Source organism: Streptomyces sp. NPDC101181 (assembly GCF_044767975.1).
Taxonomy (GTDB): Bacteria; Actinomycetota; Actinomycetes; order Streptomycetales; family Streptomycetaceae; genus Streptomyces.
In genome coordinates, this window is sequence record NZ_JBIWOX010000001.1 from 182,159 (window position 1) to 199,805 (window position 17,647).

At 71.4% G+C, this 17,647-nt stretch carries 15 protein-coding genes; 6 read left to right on the forward strand and 9 right to left on the reverse strand.

Features of this window, described 5'->3' with window-relative positions; all coding sequences use genetic code 11:
- Positions 1-297: 297 nt before the first annotated feature.
- Positions 298-4,170: an endo-alpha-N-acetylgalactosaminidase family protein gene (locus ACIRRU_RS00815; protein ID WP_403674471.1), complete on the reverse strand. Its 3,873-nt coding sequence runs from the start codon at positions 4,168-4,170 to the stop codon at positions 298-300.
- Positions 4,171-4,556: 386 nt separating this feature from the next.
- On the opposite strand from ACIRRU_RS00815, the gene ACIRRU_RS00820 reads away from it, so the two are divergent.
- The 3 genes from ACIRRU_RS00820 (at position 4,557) to ACIRRU_RS00830 (ending at position 7,575) form a co-directional block, all read left to right on the forward strand.
- Entirely contained in the window at positions 4,557-5,768 is a 1,212-nt protein-coding gene (locus tag ACIRRU_RS00820; RefSeq protein WP_363201031.1) for a glycoside hydrolase family 64 protein, read from the forward strand.
- A 232-nt stretch (positions 5,769-6,000) separates the two neighbouring features.
- On the forward strand, positions 6,001-6,651 hold the full coding sequence (locus ACIRRU_RS00825) for a peptidoglycan-binding domain-containing protein (protein ID WP_403675579.1): 651 nt from the start codon (positions 6,001-6,003) through the stop codon (positions 6,649-6,651).
- A 303-nt stretch (positions 6,652-6,954) separates the two neighbouring features.
- Positions 6,955-7,575 carry a YceI family protein gene (locus ACIRRU_RS00830; RefSeq protein WP_363200670.1) on the forward strand — a complete coding sequence of 207 codons (621 nt, stop codon included), beginning with the start codon at positions 6,955-6,957 and terminating at the stop codon, positions 7,573-7,575.
- Positions 7,576-7,653: 78 nt separating this feature from the next.
- On the opposite strand, the gene ACIRRU_RS00835 is transcribed toward ACIRRU_RS00830, so the two are convergent.
- The 4 genes from ACIRRU_RS00835 to ACIRRU_RS00850 all read right to left on the reverse strand — a co-directional run bounded on the left by ACIRRU_RS00835 (position 7,654) and on the right by ACIRRU_RS00850 (position 11,823).
- On the reverse strand, positions 7,654-8,676 hold the full coding sequence (locus ACIRRU_RS00835; protein WP_403674473.1) for an iron-siderophore ABC transporter substrate-binding protein: 1,023 nt from the start codon (positions 8,674-8,676) through the stop codon (positions 7,654-7,656).
- 132 nt (positions 8,677-8,808) lie between these two features.
- Positions 8,809-9,675: an ABC transporter ATP-binding protein gene (locus ACIRRU_RS00840; RefSeq protein ID WP_403674476.1), complete on the reverse strand. Its 867-nt coding sequence runs from the start codon at positions 9,673-9,675 to the stop codon at positions 8,809-8,811.
- Position 9,676: 1 nt separating this feature from the next.
- A complete protein-coding gene (locus ACIRRU_RS00845; RefSeq protein ID WP_363200673.1) occupies positions 9,677-10,759 on the reverse strand; it encodes an iron chelate uptake ABC transporter family permease subunit in 1,083 nt (360 codons plus the stop codon).
- The gene (locus ACIRRU_RS00850; protein WP_403674479.1) at positions 10,756-11,823 is read right to left on the reverse strand and encodes a FecCD family ABC transporter permease; all 1,068 of its coding nucleotides are present in this window, start codon (positions 11,821-11,823) and stop codon (positions 10,756-10,758) included. The genes ACIRRU_RS00845 and ACIRRU_RS00850 overlap by 4 nt, the downstream gene beginning before the upstream one ends.
- A gap of 228 nt (positions 11,824-12,051) precedes the next feature.
- Between ACIRRU_RS00850 and ACIRRU_RS00855 the strand changes: the two genes are divergently transcribed.
- Positions 12,052-12,636, forward strand: coding sequence for an MSMEG_1061 family FMN-dependent PPOX-type flavoprotein (locus ACIRRU_RS00855; RefSeq protein ID WP_403674482.1), 585 nt, complete (start codon positions 12,052-12,054; stop codon positions 12,634-12,636).
- A gap of 85 nt (positions 12,637-12,721) precedes the next feature.
- On the opposite strand, the gene ACIRRU_RS00860 is transcribed toward ACIRRU_RS00855, so the two are convergent.
- From ACIRRU_RS00860 to ACIRRU_RS00875, 4 genes are all read right to left on the reverse strand, one after another.
- Entirely contained in the window at positions 12,722-14,245 is a 1,524-nt protein-coding gene (locus tag ACIRRU_RS00860; RefSeq protein WP_403674484.1) for a catalase, read from the reverse strand.
- Positions 14,246-14,387: 142 nt separating this feature from the next.
- Positions 14,388-14,654, reverse strand: a complete 267-nt coding sequence (locus tag ACIRRU_RS00865; RefSeq protein WP_363200678.1) for a GlsB/YeaQ/YmgE family stress response membrane protein — start codon at positions 14,652-14,654, stop codon at positions 14,388-14,390.
- Positions 14,655-14,928: 274 nt separating this feature from the next.
- Entirely contained in the window at positions 14,929-15,900 is a 972-nt protein-coding gene (locus ACIRRU_RS00870) for an NAD(P)/FAD-dependent oxidoreductase (protein WP_403674487.1), read from the reverse strand.
- 102 nt (positions 15,901-16,002) lie between these two features.
- Positions 16,003-16,416 carry an ATP-binding protein gene (locus ACIRRU_RS00875; protein ID WP_403674490.1) on the reverse strand — a complete coding sequence of 138 codons (414 nt, stop codon included), beginning with the start codon at positions 16,414-16,416 and terminating at the stop codon, positions 16,003-16,005.
- Positions 16,417-16,574: 158 nt separating this feature from the next.
- On the opposite strand from ACIRRU_RS00875, the gene ACIRRU_RS00880 reads away from it, so the two are divergent.
- Positions 16,575-17,366 (forward strand): Scr1 family TA system antitoxin-like transcriptional regulator, encoded by a 792-nt coding sequence (locus ACIRRU_RS00880; protein ID WP_403674492.1) that lies wholly within the window; start codon positions 16,575-16,577, stop codon positions 17,364-17,366.
- Positions 17,363-17,575: a DUF397 domain-containing protein gene (locus tag ACIRRU_RS00885; protein WP_403674495.1), complete on the forward strand. Its 213-nt coding sequence runs from the start codon at positions 17,363-17,365 to the stop codon at positions 17,573-17,575. Before ACIRRU_RS00880 ends, ACIRRU_RS00885 begins: the two co-directional genes overlap by 4 nt.
- Positions 17,576-17,647 lie beyond the last annotated feature (72 nt).

Genomic DNA, 17,647 nt, shown 5'->3' on the forward strand with positions numbered 1-17,647 from the left:
TACCGACCCTACGAACCCGCACCCAGAAATCGTGCCGTCGACTCCGTACAGTCTCCCGCTCGGTTTCGTGGTGGGAGTGAACAGAACCGTTGCGCCGTGCAGGCGATCCACCAGCGGAACGCCACTTCCCGTTGTGAGGTCTCCACAAAGGGGCGGTGTGCGGTGAGCCACACCCGGCCGTGGCGCGCGGGGGCCCACCCCAGTATGGCCCGGCGCCCCGGCGCGGACACCCGAAGGGGCTGTCACCGGACGCTTCCGTTCCGGTGACAGCCCCTCCCCCCGTACCGTCCGGGCTCGTCAACTCCCGCAGTGGAAGCGGGCGTTGCCCCAGTCGGCGTGGTCGTTGCCGTTGCCGTCGCCCGCGTCGTCGACGATCAGCTCGACGTAGCGGGCGCCGGTGACGTCGGCGGTCAGCTTCCAGGCCGGGTCGGCGACGCCCAGGACGGGCGACACCACCGTGCGCGTGCCGTCCGCGGTGACCGAGAAGCGCACGCTCCCCCGGGTGGTCTGGACGTCGTCCACGCCCACTTCGGCGGTGAGGGAGGAGCACTTCCCTCCCAGGTAGTAGCGGACCGTCGCCGGGGCGTGGGTGCCCAGCCCCTTGGCGTAGGTGACCCCGCCGATGGTCAGCGGACTCCCGTCGCCGGTGCCCGTCTCCCCGTTGGACCGGTCGCGCTCGACGGGCCCCCAGCCGTTCTCCGAGGCCGTCCACTCCAGGTCGCTCGCCCAGCTGTCCTTCGCGGGCGGCGGCGGGAGCGTGCGGACGGCGGTCCCCCCGCCGAGCGTGCGCCCGGCGCCCTCGACGGTGTACGTGGCCTTCGCGTCCAGCGTGTACGTGTCGTGGGGGGCGTCCGCCGGTGGGGTGACCCGCCAGCTGCCGGTGACCTTCGCGCCCGGGGCGACCGTGTCGAAGGCGACCGGGCCCGCGGCCTCGGCCTTCCACCCCTCGGGCACGGCGAGCGCCAGCTTCACGTCGGTGGCGGGTCCCGCCTCGTCGTTGCCGAAGGTCGCCTTCACGGTGTTCGGGGCCCCCGGCTCCAGGGTCTGCGCGTCGGCGGCCACGTCGAGCGTGCCGCAGACGGCCTCCTCCCCGGCGGGGGCGGGGCCCAGGTCGGTGACGGTGAAGTCGTCGAGCACGAAGTCCGCGCCCGCCGGCGCCCCGGCCCGCTTGCGCAGCCCGGTCCAGGTGTCGCCGCAGCCCGCGGTGAGCGTCTGGCGGAAGTGGCCGGTGGTGCGCTGCTGCCCGATCGGGGTGGACCGGGTCTCGGTGGAGACGGCCCCGCTGCCGTTGACCCGGTCGTAGCCGTCGACCCAGCTGTAGGCCCCGGCGTGGCTGGACTGGTAGGCGAACTCCACCCGGTAGCGGTGGCCGTCCTTCATCGGGACGGTCCAGGGGGCGGTCCGGTGGACGAGGCCGGTGTTCTCCTCGTGCGACTTCAGCGACTCCTTTCCGCCGAGGACGTCGTCGGTCAGCTTCCCGTTCCAGCCGGCCTGGGTGTAGGGGGCGTTGCGCTGGGAGATGTGGGTGCGGGGGTCGGTGGAGCCGCCCGCGTCGCCCTTGAGGAAGGGGCCCCAGCCCTGGTCGACGGCCTCGAAGTCCTCGTAGACCACCGTGCCGGGCCGGGTCGCGGGGGCGTTCTCCACGATCCGTACGTCATCGGCGCGGACGGACGCCGTGGAGCCCGCCGCCGCCTCGATCCGCAGGGGGGTGCGGCCGTTGGCGGGGGCGGTGAAGGTGACCTTGGCGCGCTGGAAGTAGGTGCCGTGCCAGTCGGAGGCGGCGAGCTGGTCCTTGGCGGTGGAGCGGTCGACCGCGACCGTCCTCCCGCCCGCGCCGAGGGTCGTGCGGCGGCTCTGGCCGGGCTCCACCTCGATGAGGGCGGAGGCGGTGTAGCGCTTGCCCGGCCGGAGACCGGTGAGGTCCTGGGCGAGCGCGGCCCGCGGGGAGCCGGAGAGCTTGACGCTGTTGCGGCCCTGGTCGTCGGTGTCCCGGGTGACCGTTCCGGTCGTCGTCCAGCCGTTCAGGGCACGGTCGTTGAAGCCGGGGTCCTTGAGCCCGGTGCCCCGGCCCCAGTCGGCCGGGGTCTGGCGGGGGGCGCGGTCGGGGTAGAGGACGTAGGGCACTCCCGCGGTGGCGGTGAGGGTGACCCGCCCGTTCACCGGACGCACGGTGGCGGTCTTCTTCCGCCCGTTGTCGGACAGCTCGTAGACGGTGTACGGGCCCTTGCCGGGCACCTCCCAGCTGCTGGTGCCACCCGTCTCGCTGTAGTGGTAGAGCTTCTTGCCGCCGTCCCAGGGCAGCAGGTAGCCGGTGCCGCTGAGCACCTTGCGGCCCTGCTCGTAGAAGGTCCGCCGGCCGTCCTCGACCGTGCCCCGCACCCCGCCGGTGAAGGTGATGTCGTTGCCGTTCCAGCGGGTGATCCTCTGCTGCTGGAGGTACTTGGCGGGGAGGTTCTTCTGCCAGACGTTGGCGGTGAAGGCGTTCCAGTCGGTCTCACCGGTCCAGCCCTCGAACTCCTCCAGGGCGCTCTGGCCGAGGACCGGGTGGTCGTTCCAGATGTCCTTCTCGCCGTTGCGGATGAACCGGATGATCTGCGAGTTCAGTCCCTTGTTGGTGGCCCCGCCGTAGTTGAGGTCGTTGGCCCAGTGCGACCAGAGCGAGGCGCGCTCGAACTTGTCGGACCACTCGGTGCCGACGGTCCAGCCCTGTTTCTGGACGGCCTGGATCGTCTTGTCGGCGATCCAGCCGTGGGAGTAGTAGACGTCGATGTAGAGGAAGTCGAGGTTCTTGTCGGTCTCGTCGCGCAACTGCTGGAAGCGCCGGGCGAGGTCGCCGCTGTTGATGTCGCGGCGCTGGTCGATGTAGTAGCTCTGGTTGAGCCAGTTCCAGCCGGGCTTGGATCTGTCGACGAGCTGCTCGGAGAAGGCGTTGGCCTCCGGGTAGGACTCGGTGGCGTTGACGTGGACGCCGAAGTCCGCGCCCCACTTCCCGCCGTCCTTGAGCAGGGTGTTGAGGTCCTTCAGGCCGCCCGCGCGCTTGTTGTAGTTGCCGCCGTAGTCCGGGTGGGCGGAGTCGTGGCCCTCGGAGCCGTACCCCTTGAGGACGGCGAGCTGGCCGAGGCCGTCGGTGGCCTTGGAGATCCGCTTGACGTCGTCCAGGGTGCGCAGGAAGGGGTGGGTGGCCTGGCTGGCGAAGTTGAACGGGATGTGGGTGACGACGCGCCTGGCGGTGTCCTCGCTGCCGGGGGCGGTGACGCCGATGGACCGGAAGGCGATCGCCCCGTCCTGCCAGTCGACGGCCCGGTCCCCGTTGGCGTCGGGGGTGACGACGACCTTGGCCCACGGCAGGTTCTCGCCGCTCTCGGGCTTCGGGGCGCCCTCGCCCCGGTAGGTCCACTGGCCGGACCAGACGCCGACCCGGACGCCGCCGTCCTGCTCGGTGCGGGCCTGGTGCCAGAAGCGGGCGTCGTCGCCGCCGGTGGGCCCGGAGGGCTTGTCGTACGAGGAGTTGGACTCGATCGAGGCGGCCAGCGAGCCGGTGTTGAGGATCGCGTAACTGGCCCCGACCGGCGCGGAGTCGGGCTCGGTCTCCGCGGTGACCTCGGCGAACCGGTCGGCGGTCCGGGTGGAGTCGGGGTCGAGCGTGGTGAACGCGGTGGCGGCCCCCGCCTCGGCGGACCCGACGGAGATCAGGTCGTGCCCGGGGATGTCGATCGTGCCCACCCGGAACGCGGCGGTGTCCCGGACGGCGGTCACCCTGAACGTGGTGGTGCGGCCGGAGACGGTGAGCGAGGCGTCGATCTCCACGCCGGGGAGCCCGTCGAAGGCCAGCGTGTAACGGGCGGTGGAGGCGGTCAGCCTCGGCGCGCCCTTGAGCTTCACCGGGTGGGCCGTGCCGTTGAGGGTGACGGCGGTGACGGGCCGGGTGGAGCCGAGGAGCCGCTGTCCGCCCGCCCGGTCGGTGTAGGACAGGACGCGCGGGAAGTCCTCGGCGACCGCGACGGTCAGCCGGTCGGAGCCGATGGTGGCGGCCGGGGCGCCGGGCTCCGCCGCCCCGGCCGGTGCGGGGGACGGGTCGGCGGCTGCGGCGGGCAGGGCGGTCCCCGCGAGCGCCAGGACGGCGGCTGAGGCGACGGCGACCAGGCCGGCGGAGGGGAATCGTGGCGACATGGCCCCTGAGTAGTCGCCGTGCCGGGACACCGTCAACGCATGGCGGCCGCGGGGGGCGACTCCGTCCAACAACCCCGGTGCTTAAGTCCAAGTGGGGAGCGCGGGGGTCAGAGCGGGGCACCGTTCACCTCTTGGTCCAAGACGGACACCGGCGGTCACGGTTCGCACCCGCCTGGTTCCGTCACGTACCACTTGCGGATATCGAGTTGTGAAGACCGGTAATTTTTGAGAGCGCTCTCAGTCACAAGTCTTGACGCTCATCGCCGCGCTGGCGAGAGTGGGGCGCACCGCAGGCACCCCCACGGTCCGGCATCCCCCCATCACCTCCGCCACCATCCGGCCTGCGGCCCCCACACACCGGGAGTTCTCTCGTGATTTCACGCCGCATGTTCCTGACCGGCGCCGCCGCCACGGCCACGGCGCTGACGTACCCCGCCTGGGGCACCGCCCTCTCGCCGCGCGCGTCGGCGGCCCCGGCCACCTGTGAACTGGCCCTGGAGAACAAGTCGTTGCCGGGCTCGGTGCACGCCTATGTGACCGGCCGCGAGCTGGGAACCGACCGCTGGGTGCTGCTGCGCCCGAACGGCGAGGTCTACCGCCCCGAGTCGCCGGGCGCCCCGGAGACCCCGCTGCCCGTCGACTGCGCGATCCCGCTCAACGCGGCGGGCGCGGCGCCGGTCGTGCTGACCCTGCCGCAGATGTACGGGGCGCGGGTCTACTTCGTCCGCGACGACAAGCTGGACTTCTTCCTCAACCCGGGCCCGTCCCTGGTGGAGCCCGCCTTCGCGACGCCGACGGACCCGAACTACGGGCGGACCTGGGCGTTCGCCGAGTTCACCTTCAACACCGAGCAGCTGTACTCCAACATCAGCTACGTGGACCTGATCACCGCCCTCCCGATCGGCATCACGCTGGAGGGCGACGGGACGCACACCGTGGCCCCGCACCCGGAGGACGCGGTGGAGCGGATCGCGGAAGGCCTCACCGCCCAGGCGGCCGCCGACGGGCAGCCCTGGGACAAGCTGATCACCCGGGGCGACGACGGCGCGGTGCTGCGGGTCGTCTCGCCGCAGAACATCATGGCCCCGTACTTCGACCGGCCCGCCGAGATGCCGTTCCGGGGCCTGTTCGAGGCGCAGATCGACGAGGTGTGGGCGAAGTACAGCTCCGAGGACCTGCGCATCGACCTCCAGGGCGGCCGGGGCACGCTGGCGGGCCGGGTCAGCGGGGACACGCTGACCTTCGAGGGCGGCCACACCTTCACCAAGCCGGAGACCAAGGACATCTTCACCTGCAACCACGGTCCGTTCACCAACAACCCGGGCGACTCCGACGAGAAGAAGGCGATCCTGGCCCGGCTCGCGGCGGGCTTCAACCGCTCGATCATGCTGAGCCACCCGAGCCAGCCGAACGGCACGTCGACGTCGGACTACTACAAGACCGAGGTGACCAACCACTGGTCCCGGGTGGTCCACGCGAACAGCCCGATCGGCTACGCGTTCCCCTACGACGACGTCCGCCCCGACGGCGAGCCCGACGTGTCGGGCGCGGCGCACGACGGGAACCCGCGCCGCTTCACGGTGAGCGTGGGCGCCTGACGCTCCTCGGCCCCCGCCGCTCCCGGTGCCCCCGTCCGTCCGGACGGGGGCATGGCGCTGCCCGGGAGCCGGTGCCCGATACCTCATCAATTGACACGGTGCGCGGCGTTCTTGACTTCGCCTCGGCGGCCCGCGACGGTTCCCTATGCGAAAGATCCCTCTCCCAGATTCCTCCCCGCGGGCGGACGCCGCGCGCTCCGGCACCGCGCGGACGGCCCGGCTCCCCCGCCGTGTGCTCGCGGCGGTCGCCGCCGGATTCCTGCTGACGGCCGCGGCCCCGGCGCACGCGGACCCCGCTCCCCCGCCGGCCCCCGGCCCCCAGGCGCCCGGCTCCCCGGGCCTGCGGGACTTCCAGCAGCGCTACGGGCTGACGCCGACCGGCGAGGTGGACGCCCTCACCGCGCGGCTGCTCAGGGCGGCCCCGGACAGTGAGCGGCGGGCGGTGTTCGCGGCCCCGGCCGACCTCGGTCCGAAGCAACTGGCCAACGCCCGCACGGTCATCGGCGTCGGGAAGGGGGCCGAGCTGTCCGATGAGGCGCAGATCATCGCCCTGATGACGGCCATGCAGGAGTCGACGTTCGTCAACTACACCTCCGCGGTCGACCACGACTCCCTCGGCGTCTTCCAGCAGCGCCCCAGCATGGGGTGGGGCACTCCGGCCCAGATCACCCACGTGCCGACGGCCGCCAAGTCCTTCTACGGGCTGCCCTCGCCGAGCACCAACCCGGGGCTGCTCCAGACCGACGGCTGGGAGTCCATGGACCCGGGCGACGCCTGCCAGGCGGTGCAGCGGTCCGCGCACCCGGACCGGTACGCACAGTGGGAGGACTTCGCCCGGGAGCTGCTGGAGCAGGAGGGCTCGGACGCCGACCCGATCCCGTGACCCGGTGGGGGCCGCCCGCCACGGGTCGGCCCCCGGCACCGGCGCGCGCCGTCGCCCCGGGCGCCGAACAGGTGGGGACGCCGCTCACCCAGTCGTTCGGGCGGCCGCTCCTGACGAAGTCCGGCTCGCGGCCGTTCCCGAGGGAGTACATGCCCGCCGACACGGACCGGAAGATGTTGAACTTTGAACGGAATGAAGCTACAGTCCATCTCGTTGAAGGTTAAACAAAACATTCGGCGACCGGTCACCGGCGTGCCGATCCCTTTCGCCCCGCGCCCGCGCAGGACACCCCGAGGAGGAGCCATGGCTCTGTTCAACCGCAAGTCAACCGCTGACCCCGTCGCCACCGACGCCTCCCCCGTGGACCCGGCGCTCGCCGCCCTGACCGGCACGTACACCCTGGACCCGGCGCACAGCAGCATCGGCTTCACGGTGCGCCACGCGATGGTCACCAACGTGCGCGGCTCCTTCGGCGAGCACGAGGGCACCCTGGTGCTGGACGGCACCGACCCGGCGAACTCCACCGCCGCCATCGACGTGAAGATCGCCAGCATCGACACCGGCATCGCCGACCGCGACGGCCACCTGGTCAGCGGCGACTTCTTCGACGCGGAGAAGTACCCGCTCATGACGTTCCGCTCGACGAAGGCGGAGCAGGTGGGCGGCGACACGTTCCGCGTCACCGGCGACCTCACCATCAAGGACGTCACGCGCCCGCTCTCCATCGACCTGGAGTTCAACGGCGCCGCCACCGACGTCTACGGCAACGAGCGCGTCGGCTTCGAGGGCAGCACCGACATCCTCCGCTCGGACTGGGGCCTGACCTGGAACGCGGCGCTGGAGACCGGCGGCGTGATGGTCAGCGACAAGGTGAAGCTGACGTTCGACATCTCGGCGATCAAGGCCGCGGCCCCGGCGGCCTGACCCCGCAAGCGCCCGCGAAAGCGCCCCGTCCCCCGGGTCCTCCGGGTGACGGGGCGCTTTCGGCCTGGGCGGGCGGGGTTACTTCTTGACCTTGTCCGCGAAGAGCGGGACGACCTCGTCCAGCGCGTACGCGACGGACAGCAGGGAGTCCGTGGCGAAGGCCTGGGAGACGGTGCCCTCCGTGAAGACGACCGCGTTGCCCGCCTTCACCGACGGGACGGCCTGGTAGAGCGGGTCGTCGGTGATGTCGGTCTTCGGGATGCCGATCGGCCCCATGACCGTGAGATCCGCGTCGATGAGGTCCAGGTTCTCCTTGGACACCGGGACGGAGAAGCTCTCGCCGGCCTGGGCCTCGGCCTTCGGGTTGTTCTTGAAGCCGAGCCGCTCCACGAAGTCGATACGCCCGGTGCCGCCGACGTAGACGCCGTAGCCCTCCGAGGTGCGCGAGCCGACCGTGATCGTCTTGCCCGCGAACTCCGGGTGCGCCTTCGCGGCATCCGTGAACTTCTTCTCGGTCTCCGCGATGAGCTTCTCGCCCTTCTCCGGCACGCCCATGGCCGCGGCGATCATCGTGGTCTGCTGCTTCCACGACGACTTGTACTGCTCGCTGCCCTTGGCGACGCCCACCGTGGGCGCGATCTTCTTCAGCGTGTCGTAGCGGTTCTGGTCGCCGCTGGACTTGACGTCCAGGATCAGGTCGGGCTGGAGCGAGGCGATCTTCTCGAACTCGGGCTCCAGCGTGCCGATCATCTGCGGCTTCTTCTCGTAGCGCCCCTTGGCCCACGGGCCGACACCCTCGCCGCCGAACGCCAGCCAGTCGCTCGCCCCGACCGGCTGGCCGCCGAGCGCGAGCACCGTCTCGGCGTCACCCCAGCCGAGCGCGACGATCCGCTGGGGCTGCTTGTCGACGGTGACCTCGCCGAACTTCGTCGCGACCTTGGCGGGGAAAGCGCCCTCGGAGGCCGGGGCGGCGGACTCGGACGAGCCGGAGTCGTCCGAGGAACCACAGGCGGAAAGGCCGACGAGCAGGGCGGCGACGGTACCGGCGACCAGGACAGGGGTGCGGCGGAGGCGCCGGGCACGAGGAGCGGAAGCGTTCATACCCTTTAGGTTAGCCTCACCTAATGGTGGTGGTGTCGGCGGGTCGAACTCATTTCGATAACCCTGCCCCCCACCGGAACCGGCCACCCGCGATCCGGCGCCCCGTCCCCGTACATCCTGCCGCCGCACGGTTCAGACGGCCGGGTCCTTCACGTGGTGGCGGCCCAGCGGCACGACCATCGGAGTGGCCGACGCCGGGTCCTCGATCACCGAGCAGCGCATCCCGAAGACCTCACCGACCAGTTCCTCGGTCACGATGTCGACGGGCCGCCCCTCCGCGACGATCCGCCCCGCCCGCATCGCGATCATGTGGTCCGCGTACCGGCAGGCGAGATTCAGGTCGTGCAGCACCGCGACCATGGTGACACCGCGCTCGCGGTTGAGGTCGGTGAGCAGGTCCAGGACGTCCAGCTGGTGGCTGGCGTCCAGGAAGGTCGTCGGTTCGTCGAGCAGCAGGACGTCGGTGCGCTGAGCCAGCGCCATGGCGATCCAGACCCGCTGGCGCTGGCCTCCCGAGAGCTCGTCGACGGAGCGGTCGGCGAGCTCCAGGACGTCGGTGGAGAGCAGGGCACGGGCCACCGCCTCGTCGTCCTCGGTGCTCCAGCGGCGGAACCAGCCCTGGTGCGGGTAGCGCCCGCGGCCGACGAGGTCGGAGACGGTGATGCCCTCCGGTGCGACGGGGCTCTGCGGCAGGATGCCGAGCACCGACGCAACCTGCTTGGTCGCCATCTCCTGGATGGACCTGCCGTCCAGCAGCACCGCCCCCGCGGAGGGGGCCAGCAGCCGGGCCATCGCCCGCAGCAGGGTCGACTTGCCGCAGGCGTTGGGGCCCACGATGACCGTGATCCTGCCGGGGGGCACGGCCACGCTGAGACCGGAGACGATCTCGCGGTCACCGTAACCGAGCCGGACGTCCCGGGCTTCCAGAGTGTGATCGGCCACGACCGGCCCACGCCTTTCCTCGTCGTCCCGCACGGGGTCCTTCTCGAAGGTCGTCATCTCAGCCTCCGCTGCCCACACGGTTGGCGCGGGCCAGGAGCAGGAGCAGGTACGGAGCGCCGATGAGGCTGGTCACCACGCCGACCGGCAACTGGGCGGAGGGCAGCGCGTGCTGGGCCGCGAAGTCGGCGACCAGGACCAGCAGCGCCCCCGTCAGGGCCGCCTGCGGCAGCGCCGCGCCCCGGCCCGGGACCAGTCTGCGGGCGATCGGCGCCGCGATGAAGGCCACGAACCCGACGGGTCCGGCGGCCGCGGTCGCGACTCCGGCCAGGGCGGTGGCGCAGCCGAGCAACGCGAGCCGTCCCCGCTCCACCTTCGCCCCGAGCCCCGCGGCGGCGTCGTCCCCGAGCTGGAGGGGGCCCAGTGCGCGCGCGGCGAGGACGGTGAGGGGGGCGAGCACCCCGAGGGCGATGACCATCGGCCACGCCTGGTTCCAGGAACGGCCGTTCAGGCTGCCCGCGAGCCAGCGGAAGGCCTCCTGGGCGTCGGTCACGTCGGAGCGGGCCATGACGTACCAGACGAAGCTGGTGAGCCCCATGCCGACACCGATACCGACCAGGACCAGGCGCTGCCCGGCGACGCCCTGCCGCCAGGCGAGGAGGTAGATCGCCGCCCCGGCCAGCAGCGAGCCCACCAGGGCACTGGCCGACAGGGCGAGCCCGCTCACCTGGAAGAGCAGGGCCGCGCCGATGGCGGCCACGCTGGCGCCCGCGCTGATCCCGATGAGGTCGGGGCTGGCGAGCGGGTTGCGCAGGACGGTCTGGAAGACCGCCCCGGAGAGGCCGAAGGCGGCGCCGACCAAGACGGCGAGGAGGGCCCGGGGCAGCCGCAGCTCCAGGACGACGAACCGCGATCCGCCGTCACCGCCTCCGAACAGGGTCGCCACGACCTTGCCCCAGGGCAGAACCATGTCGCCGAAGCTCAGCGAGAGGCAGAACATCACGGCCGAAGCGACCAGCAGCACGGCCCCCACGAGCACGGAGCGCCGCAGACCCCGGCCGCGTACGGCCGTCACCTGCCGTACCGCTTCGGCCAGCCGCGCGTCGGCGGCGGGGGCGGGGGTCTTGTGGAGGGACCCGGTCACAGCTCCACCAGCTTCCTGCGCCGGACGAGCCAGATGAAGGGGATGCAGCCGATGGCCGCCGTGACGACGCCGACCTGCACCTCACCCGGGCGGGCGACGACCCGGCCGACGATGTCGGCGACCAGCAGCATGACCGGCGCGAGCACCATGCTGTACGGGAGGACCCACCGGTAGTCGGGTCCGGTGATGAGGCGGGCGGCGTGCGGGACGGCGAGCCCGACGAAGCCGATGGGACCGGCGACGACGGTGGCCGCGCCGCACAGGACGACCACGGCGAGGGCGGACACCATCCGGGTCACCCCCACGCGCTGACCGAGCCCGCGGGCGAGGTCGTCCCCGAGGGACAGGGCGTTGAGCTGCGGCCCCAGGGCCAGGGCCAGCAGGACGCCGACCGCGATGAACGGGGACACCTGCCACAGCACCTCGGAACTCCGCGCGGTCAGCGCGCCGAGCTGCCAGAAGCGGAACTTGTCGTAGCTCTCCCGGTCCTGGAGGAGAACCGCGCTGGTGACGGAGGTGAGTACGGCGGCGGTCGCGGCGCCCGCCAGGGCCAGCTTCACGGGGGTCGCGCCTTCGCGGCCGAGCGAGCCGACCCCGTAGACGACGAGTGCGGCCAGGAGCGCCCCCAGGAAGCCGAACCAGATGAACTGGTTGGCCTGGGTGATGCCGAGGAGAGTGATGGAGAACACCACGGCCACGGACGCGCCCGCGTTGATGCCGAGGAGCTGGGGGTCGGCGAGGGGGTTGCGGGCGACGCCCTGCATGACCGCGCCCGCCAGCCCGAGCGCGGCCCCGGCCAGGAGCCCGGCCACGGTGCGCGGGATACGGACCTCCTGGACGATGAGCTGGCCCTTGACCGACAGATCCGGGTCGAGGACCCCTTGGACCACGTCACGGAAGGCCACGTCCCCGGAGCCGATCGCGAGGCTGGCGACCACGGCCAGGAAGAGCACGCCGAGCCCGGCGAGCAGCCCCAGGGCGAGGACCGGCCGGCTGCGCCGGGGCCGCCTCTCCTCGTCCACGGGGCCGGTTTTCCCCTTCGCCAGGAGGACCGGGCCGCTCACGGCACGGCCACCGGGGCAACCGGTATGCGGTGGTGCACTGTTCCTCACCTTGCTCGTCGACGTCCTCGGGCGGGACCCGGTGGATCCGGCTCCCGCCCGGAGGGGCTCACGGCGGACGCACCCGCCGACCCCGGACGGGGAGCGTGAGGGGGCCCAAAGTAAGGTCACCCTAACAGTGCTGTCCCTCCCGCGCGCCGCTGCACCCCCTCAAGGTTCGGAGCCCTTCCCTTGCCGCACACCACCGACGCCGTGTCCCCCGCCGGGCCGCCTGCCGGTCTCGCCGGCCCCCTGGCCGGAGCGGTGCCCCTGGCCTCGGCGGACGAACTGCGCGAGATCCTCGGCACCCCGCACCCGATCGTCATCGACAAGGTCCACGACCGGCTGACCGAGGACGACCTGGCCCTCCTGGCCCGGTCCCCCTTCTGCGCCCTGTCCACGTCCGACGCCTCCGGCCGCTGCGACTCCACCCCGCGCGGTGACGTCCCCGGCTTCACCCACGTCCTGGACGACCGGACGATCGCCCTCCCCGACCGTCCGGGCAACCGCCGCGCGGACAGCTTCCACAACATCCTGTCCAACCCCCGGGTCGGCCTGCTCTACCTGATACCCGGCGCGATGGACGTCCTGCGCGTCAACGGCCGCGCCCGCATCCTCACCGACGCCCCGTTCTTCGACGCGCTGGCGCTGAAGGGCCAGCGCCCCAAGCTCGCCCTGGTCGTCGAGATCGACGAGATCTTCCGCCACTGCCCGGCGTCGCTGAAGCGCTCGGGGCTGTGGGCGCCGGAGACGTGGGAGTCCGGCCCGCCGTCATGACCTCCGCGCGGGCCGGTCAGGCCGACAGGCGCCGCCCCTCCGTCGGTCGCGGAGGGGCGGCGCCTGTCGGTTCGGTGCTCCGGTCTCAGGCCTTGTGCTGCATGGAGCTGCGGGCCGGGTTGCCCTGCTCGTCGGCCTTCGGGTCCTTCTCGTCGGCCTTCGAGCGGACGCCCTGCTCGATGCGCTCGCCGAGCGTGGCGTCGATGTTCGTCCAGTACTGGAACGCCCGCTTCAGGATCGGCTCGCTCACCCCGTTGAGGAGGTGGCCGACCACGTTGTCCACCAGTCGTTCGCGCGCCGCGTCGTCCAGGACCTCGCGGACCATGGTGCCCGCCTGCCCCCAGTCGTCGTCCTCGGCGTGGTCGACGTAGGCCGCCCTGGTGATGTCGCCGTCGGCGTACCAGCTCGGCGGGGTGCCGTACCGCTCGGTGTCGGCCGCCGGGCCGCCCTTGGAGTTGGGGGCGTAGACCGGGTCCGAGGTCTTGCGGTACGCCATCGCCCCGTCCTTGGAGTACGTGTGCAGCGGCGCGACGGGGGCGTTGACCGGCAGCTGCTGGTAGTTGCCGCCGATGCGGTAGCGGTGCGCGTCCGCGTAGCTGAACAGCCGGGCCAGCAGCATCCGGTCCGGGCTCGGGCCGATGCCCGGGACCAGGTTGTTCGGCTGGAAGGCCGCCTGCTCGATCTCGGCGTGGTTGTCCGTGGGGTTGCGGTTCAGCGTCATCCGGCCGACCTCGATCAGCGGGTAGTCGCCGTGCGGCCACACCTTGGTCAGGTCGAACGGGTTGAACCGGTAGTCCTTGGCGTCCTCGTACGGCATGACCTGGACCTTCAGCGTCCAGCTCGGGTACTCCCCGTCCCGGATGTGCTCGAAGAGGTCACGCGTGTGGTAGTCCGTGTCCGCGGCGGCCATCTGGTCCGCCTCGTTCTGCGTGAACGTCTCGATGCCCTGGTCGGTCTTGAAGTGGTACTTCACCCAGAACCGCTGACCCGCCTCGTTGATCCACATGTACGTGTGCGAGGTGTAGCCGTTCATGTGACGCCAGGTGCGCGGGATGCCCCGGTCACCCATCAGCCAGGTGACCTGGTGGGCCGACTCGGGCGAGAGGGTCCAGAAGTCCCACTGCATGTCGTGGTCGCGGAGGTTGTTGTCCGCGCGGCGTTTCTGGGACCGGATGAAGTGCTGGAACTTCATCGGGTCCTTCACGAAGAACACGGGGGTGTTGTTGCCCACCATGTCGTAGTTGCCCTCGCTGGTGTAGAACTTCACCGCGAAGCCGCGCGGGTCCCGCCAGGTGTCCGGGCTGCCCCGCTCCCCCGCCACGGTGGAGAACCGGGCGACCAGCTCGGTCGTGGTGCCCGGCTGGAAGAGCGCCGCCTTCGTGTAGGCGGAGACGTCCGCGGTCACCTCGAACGTGCCGAACGCGCCACTGCCCTTGGCGTGCGGCTGGCGTTCGGGGATGCGCTCGCGGTTGAACTGGGCCATCTGCTCGATCAGGTAGAAGTCCTGGAGCAGGATCGGCCCGCCGGGGCCGACGGTGAGCGAATGCTCGTCGCTCTCCACCGGGGCGCCGGAGTCGGAGGTGGTCGGCTTGCGCGAGGTCTCGGTCATGTCGTCGTGTCCTCTGGTAGGTCTGGCGCGGGCGTATCGGCGTCGGCACTGCTCCGCGGCTGCCCGGGTCGCCCCTCTGCCAATGTAGGCATCTGTGCGCGAACCGCACCTTCGAGCCGTGGGGCCGTCGTCGCGGCCCCGGTCAGCGGGTCTTGTTCCCCGTGACGAGGCGGTAGAGGACGAGCACGATCACCGAACCGACGATGGCGGCGATCCAGGTCGAGAGGCTGAAGAACCCGTCGATCGAGTCGACCCCGAAGATCACCTTGCCCAGCCAGCCGCCGAGAAGTCCGCCCACGATCCCGATCACCATCGTGATCAGGCAGCCCCCCGGGTCCTTGCCCGGCATCAGCGCCTTGGCGATGGCACCCGCGAGCAGGCCGATGAGAATCCAGGCGATGATGCTCACGAAAAATCTCCCTCTACGTGTCGGCTCCCGGCGTCCTCGTTGCCCCGGGCACCCTTCGCGTATCCCCACAATCGGACCTCACACATCCGCGGGGCGGTCGCACTCACTCCGGGACCGCCTCCGGGACGACCATTCAGCGCTCGGCGTTACGCCGACCGGGGGCGGGCGCGAAGGAGGGCGGGCGCGGGACGGGCGCGCCGGCAGCGCGGCGAGCGTGCGTGCCGGACGCCGCGCGGCAGGCGGCAGACGGCAGACGGCGGTTTGACGACAGGCCCTACGAGGCCTGCCGCCGGGCCGCCACCGCCATCCGGGTGTCCTCGGCGATCAGGTCTCCGTTGATCGCCCCGGCGGCCCGGAGTCCGGCCGCCGCCGCGCCGATGACCTGCTCGGTGAGGTCCGTGACGTTGCCCGCCGCCCAGACCCCCGGCACCTCGGTGGCCCCGCCCGGGTCGGTCGCGACGGACGAGCCGACCACCGCGCCGCCCATCTCCCGCACCTCGGGCTCCAGCCCCAGCGACTCCAGGACCGCCGAGCGGGCGGTGAACCGGGCCTGGACCACCAGCGCCTCGCGCGGAACCACCCGGCCGGACTCCAGCCGTACGCCGGTGAACCGGTCGTCCGAGATCTCCAGGCCCGCCACCGCCCCGTCCACGACCGCGACGCCTCGGGCGGCCAGCTGCTCGTACTCCTCCTCCGTGGGTTCCGGGCCCGTGTGGAGGAAGAGGGTGACGTCGTCGCTCCACTGCCGCCACATCAGCGCCTGGTGCACGGCGAGGGGGCCGGTGCTCAGCACGCCGACCGGGCGGTCCGCCACCTCACGGCCGTGGCAGTACGGGCAGTGCAGCACCTCCCGGCCCCAGCGCTCCGCCAGTCCGGGCACCGGGGGGAGTTCATCGACGAGCCCCGTCGTCACCAGGAGTCTGCGCGCCTCGACCGTGCCGCCGTCGTCGGTGGCCACCCGGAAGCCCCGGTCCTCCGGCAGCCGCTCCGCCGAGACCACCCGGCCCGCGACGATCTCCGCCCCGTACCCGGCCGCCTCGCCCCGGCCGATCGCCAGCAGCTCACCGGGCGGGGTGGACTCGCGGCCGAGGTAGTTGTGCACGTGGGACGCGGGGGCGTTACGGGGCTCTCCGGCATCGATCACCAGGACGGAGCGCCGGGCCCGCGCCAGGGTCAGCGCCCCGCTCAGACCGGCCGCCCCGCCACCCACGATCACCACGTCGTACCGCTGCCGCTTCGTTTCCATGCCGCATCCTCCTCGTCACCGCCGCGCGGATCGGCTCCGCACGGAGGACGAGGGTGCGCCGAACCCGGCGCCGAGCGCAAACATGCTTGCCGGAACGGCAAGTCACACGACGCTGAACTCGCACCACACGACCTTGCCGGGGTCCCGGTCCACCACTCCCCACTTGTCCGCCATCGCGGCCACGAGCAGCAGCCCGCGCCCGCCCTCGTCGTCGGCCTCCGGCGGCCCGTCCGCCGCGCGCACGACGCCTCCCCCGCTGTCGTGCATCTCGACGCGGATGATTCCCTCGACCCGCTCCAGGTAGATGTGGAGCTTGAAGCCCCGCCCCGGAGGTACGCCGTGCCGGAGCGCGTTGGTCGCCAGCTCGGTCACGCAGAGCAGTACGTCGTCGGCCCGCTGCTCGCACTCCCAGTCGACCAGCGCCTTGCGGGCGAACCTGCGTACGACCGGGATCGACCTGCGGTCACGGCAGTAGAAGGCGGCTCGGAAGTAGGGGAGTTGGGTTGCCTCGTTCATGCTTCCACGCTCACACGGTGTGACTAGGCTGAGGCAGAGCGGAAGCGCGTACAAAAGCTTTTGTACGGGTTCTGACGGGTAGACAGCGGGCTCAGACGGGGGATAGCCATCTCATGCAACCGGGAGCACACAGCATCAGGCGAGTTACTTCATGGCAGTTGATCGGCGCCCAGTTGCGCCACTTCCGCAAACTCGCCGGGCTGACACAGGCCGCCCTCGCGGCACAACTCGGGGTGGGCGAGGTCACCATCGCCTCGATCGAGCAGGGACGGCGGGCGCTGCAACTGGACCTGGCCGTCCAACTCGATGAACTACTGGACACCAAAGGGGCGCTCAAGGTCGCCGTGGAGCGGGTACCGAAGAAGGAGCGGTATCAGGCGCTGGTCAAGGACTTCGTACAGTACGAGCAGGGCGCGGTGAGCCTGTTCTCGTACCAATCACAGCTCATCCCGGGGCTGCTCCAGACTGAGGCTTACGCGCGGCTGGTCTTCTCCAGCCACTACCCGCCACTCGAAGAGGACGTGATCGAGGAACGGGTGGCGACCCGCCTCAATCGGCAGAGGATCCTGGAGCGCAAGCCCCGCCCCATCCTCCACTTCATCCTGGAGGAGAGCATCCTGCACGCCGAGTTGGGCGACCCTGAGGTCATGCTCAAGCAACTCCTCCACCTGCGGCACTGTATGGACCTGCCCTTCATCAGCATCCAGATCATGCCGCGGAAGACGCCGAAGCACGCGGGACTCGCGGGGCCGCTGGTCCTGTTGGAGACGCCCGATCACGATCAGCTCGCATACGTCGAGATGCATCTGCGAGCAGAGCTGTATGACGATCCAGCCGACGTCAGCGCTCTCATGCAGAAATATGGGATGCTGCGGACGCAGGCGCTGACCGCCGAGGAGAGCGCCCGGCTTCTGGACGCACTGCTCGCAGCTCTGCTTGGAGAGACATGAACCGCGCCGCCCTGCCCGTCTCCCTTCCCGCCGCCCTCGACTGGTTCAAGTCGAGCTACAGCAGCGATCAGGGCGGCGACTGCGTCGAAATCGCCGCCCACCCCGCCGCCGTCCACGTCCGCGACTCCAAGGTCACCGACGGTCCCGTCCTGACCGTCGGGCCCACCGCCTGGAGCGCCTTCCTCCACGGCAGCGGCGCCTCCCTCTGACGAACCGGCACCGCCCCGTTTCCGGGCCGCAGACGCGGCCCGGAAACGGGGCGATTCGCTCTCCGCCGACCA

What these genes read in the sequence shown, in the direction of transcription:
- ACIRRU_RS00840 (WP_403674476.1), bottom strand. Translation starts at nt 9,675, where the DNA reads ATGACGACCTTCGAGAAGGACCCCGTGCGGGACGACGAGGAAAGGCGT.
- ACIRRU_RS00830 (WP_363200670.1), top strand. Translation starts at nt 6,955, where the DNA reads ATGGCTCTGTTCAACCGCAAGTCAACCGCTGACCCCGTCGCCACCGAC.
- ACIRRU_RS00835 (WP_403674473.1), bottom strand. Translation starts at nt 8,676, where the DNA reads ATGAACGCTTCCGCTCCTCGTGCCCGGCGCCTCCGCCGCACCCCTGTC.
- ACIRRU_RS00870 (WP_403674487.1), bottom strand. Translation starts at nt 15,900, where the DNA reads ATGGAAACGAAGCGGCAGCGGTACGACGTGGTGATCGTGGGTGGCGGG.
- ACIRRU_RS00860 (WP_403674484.1), bottom strand. Translation starts at nt 14,245, where the DNA reads ATGACCGAGACCTCGCGCAAGCCGACCACCTCCGACTCCGGCGCCCCG.
- ACIRRU_RS00885 (WP_403674495.1), top strand. Translation starts at nt 17,363, where the DNA reads ATGAACCGCGCCGCCCTGCCCGTCTCCCTTCCCGCCGCCCTCGACTGG.
- ACIRRU_RS00815 (WP_403674471.1), bottom strand. Translation starts at nt 4,170, where the DNA reads ATGTCGCCACGATTCCCCTCCGCCGGCCTGGTCGCCGTCGCCTCAGCC.
- ACIRRU_RS00820 (WP_363201031.1), top strand. Translation starts at nt 4,557, where the DNA reads ATGTTCCTGACCGGCGCCGCCGCCACGGCCACGGCGCTGACGTACCCC.
- ACIRRU_RS00875 (WP_403674490.1), bottom strand. Translation starts at nt 16,416, where the DNA reads ATGAACGAGGCAACCCAACTCCCCTACTTCCGAGCCGCCTTCTACTGC.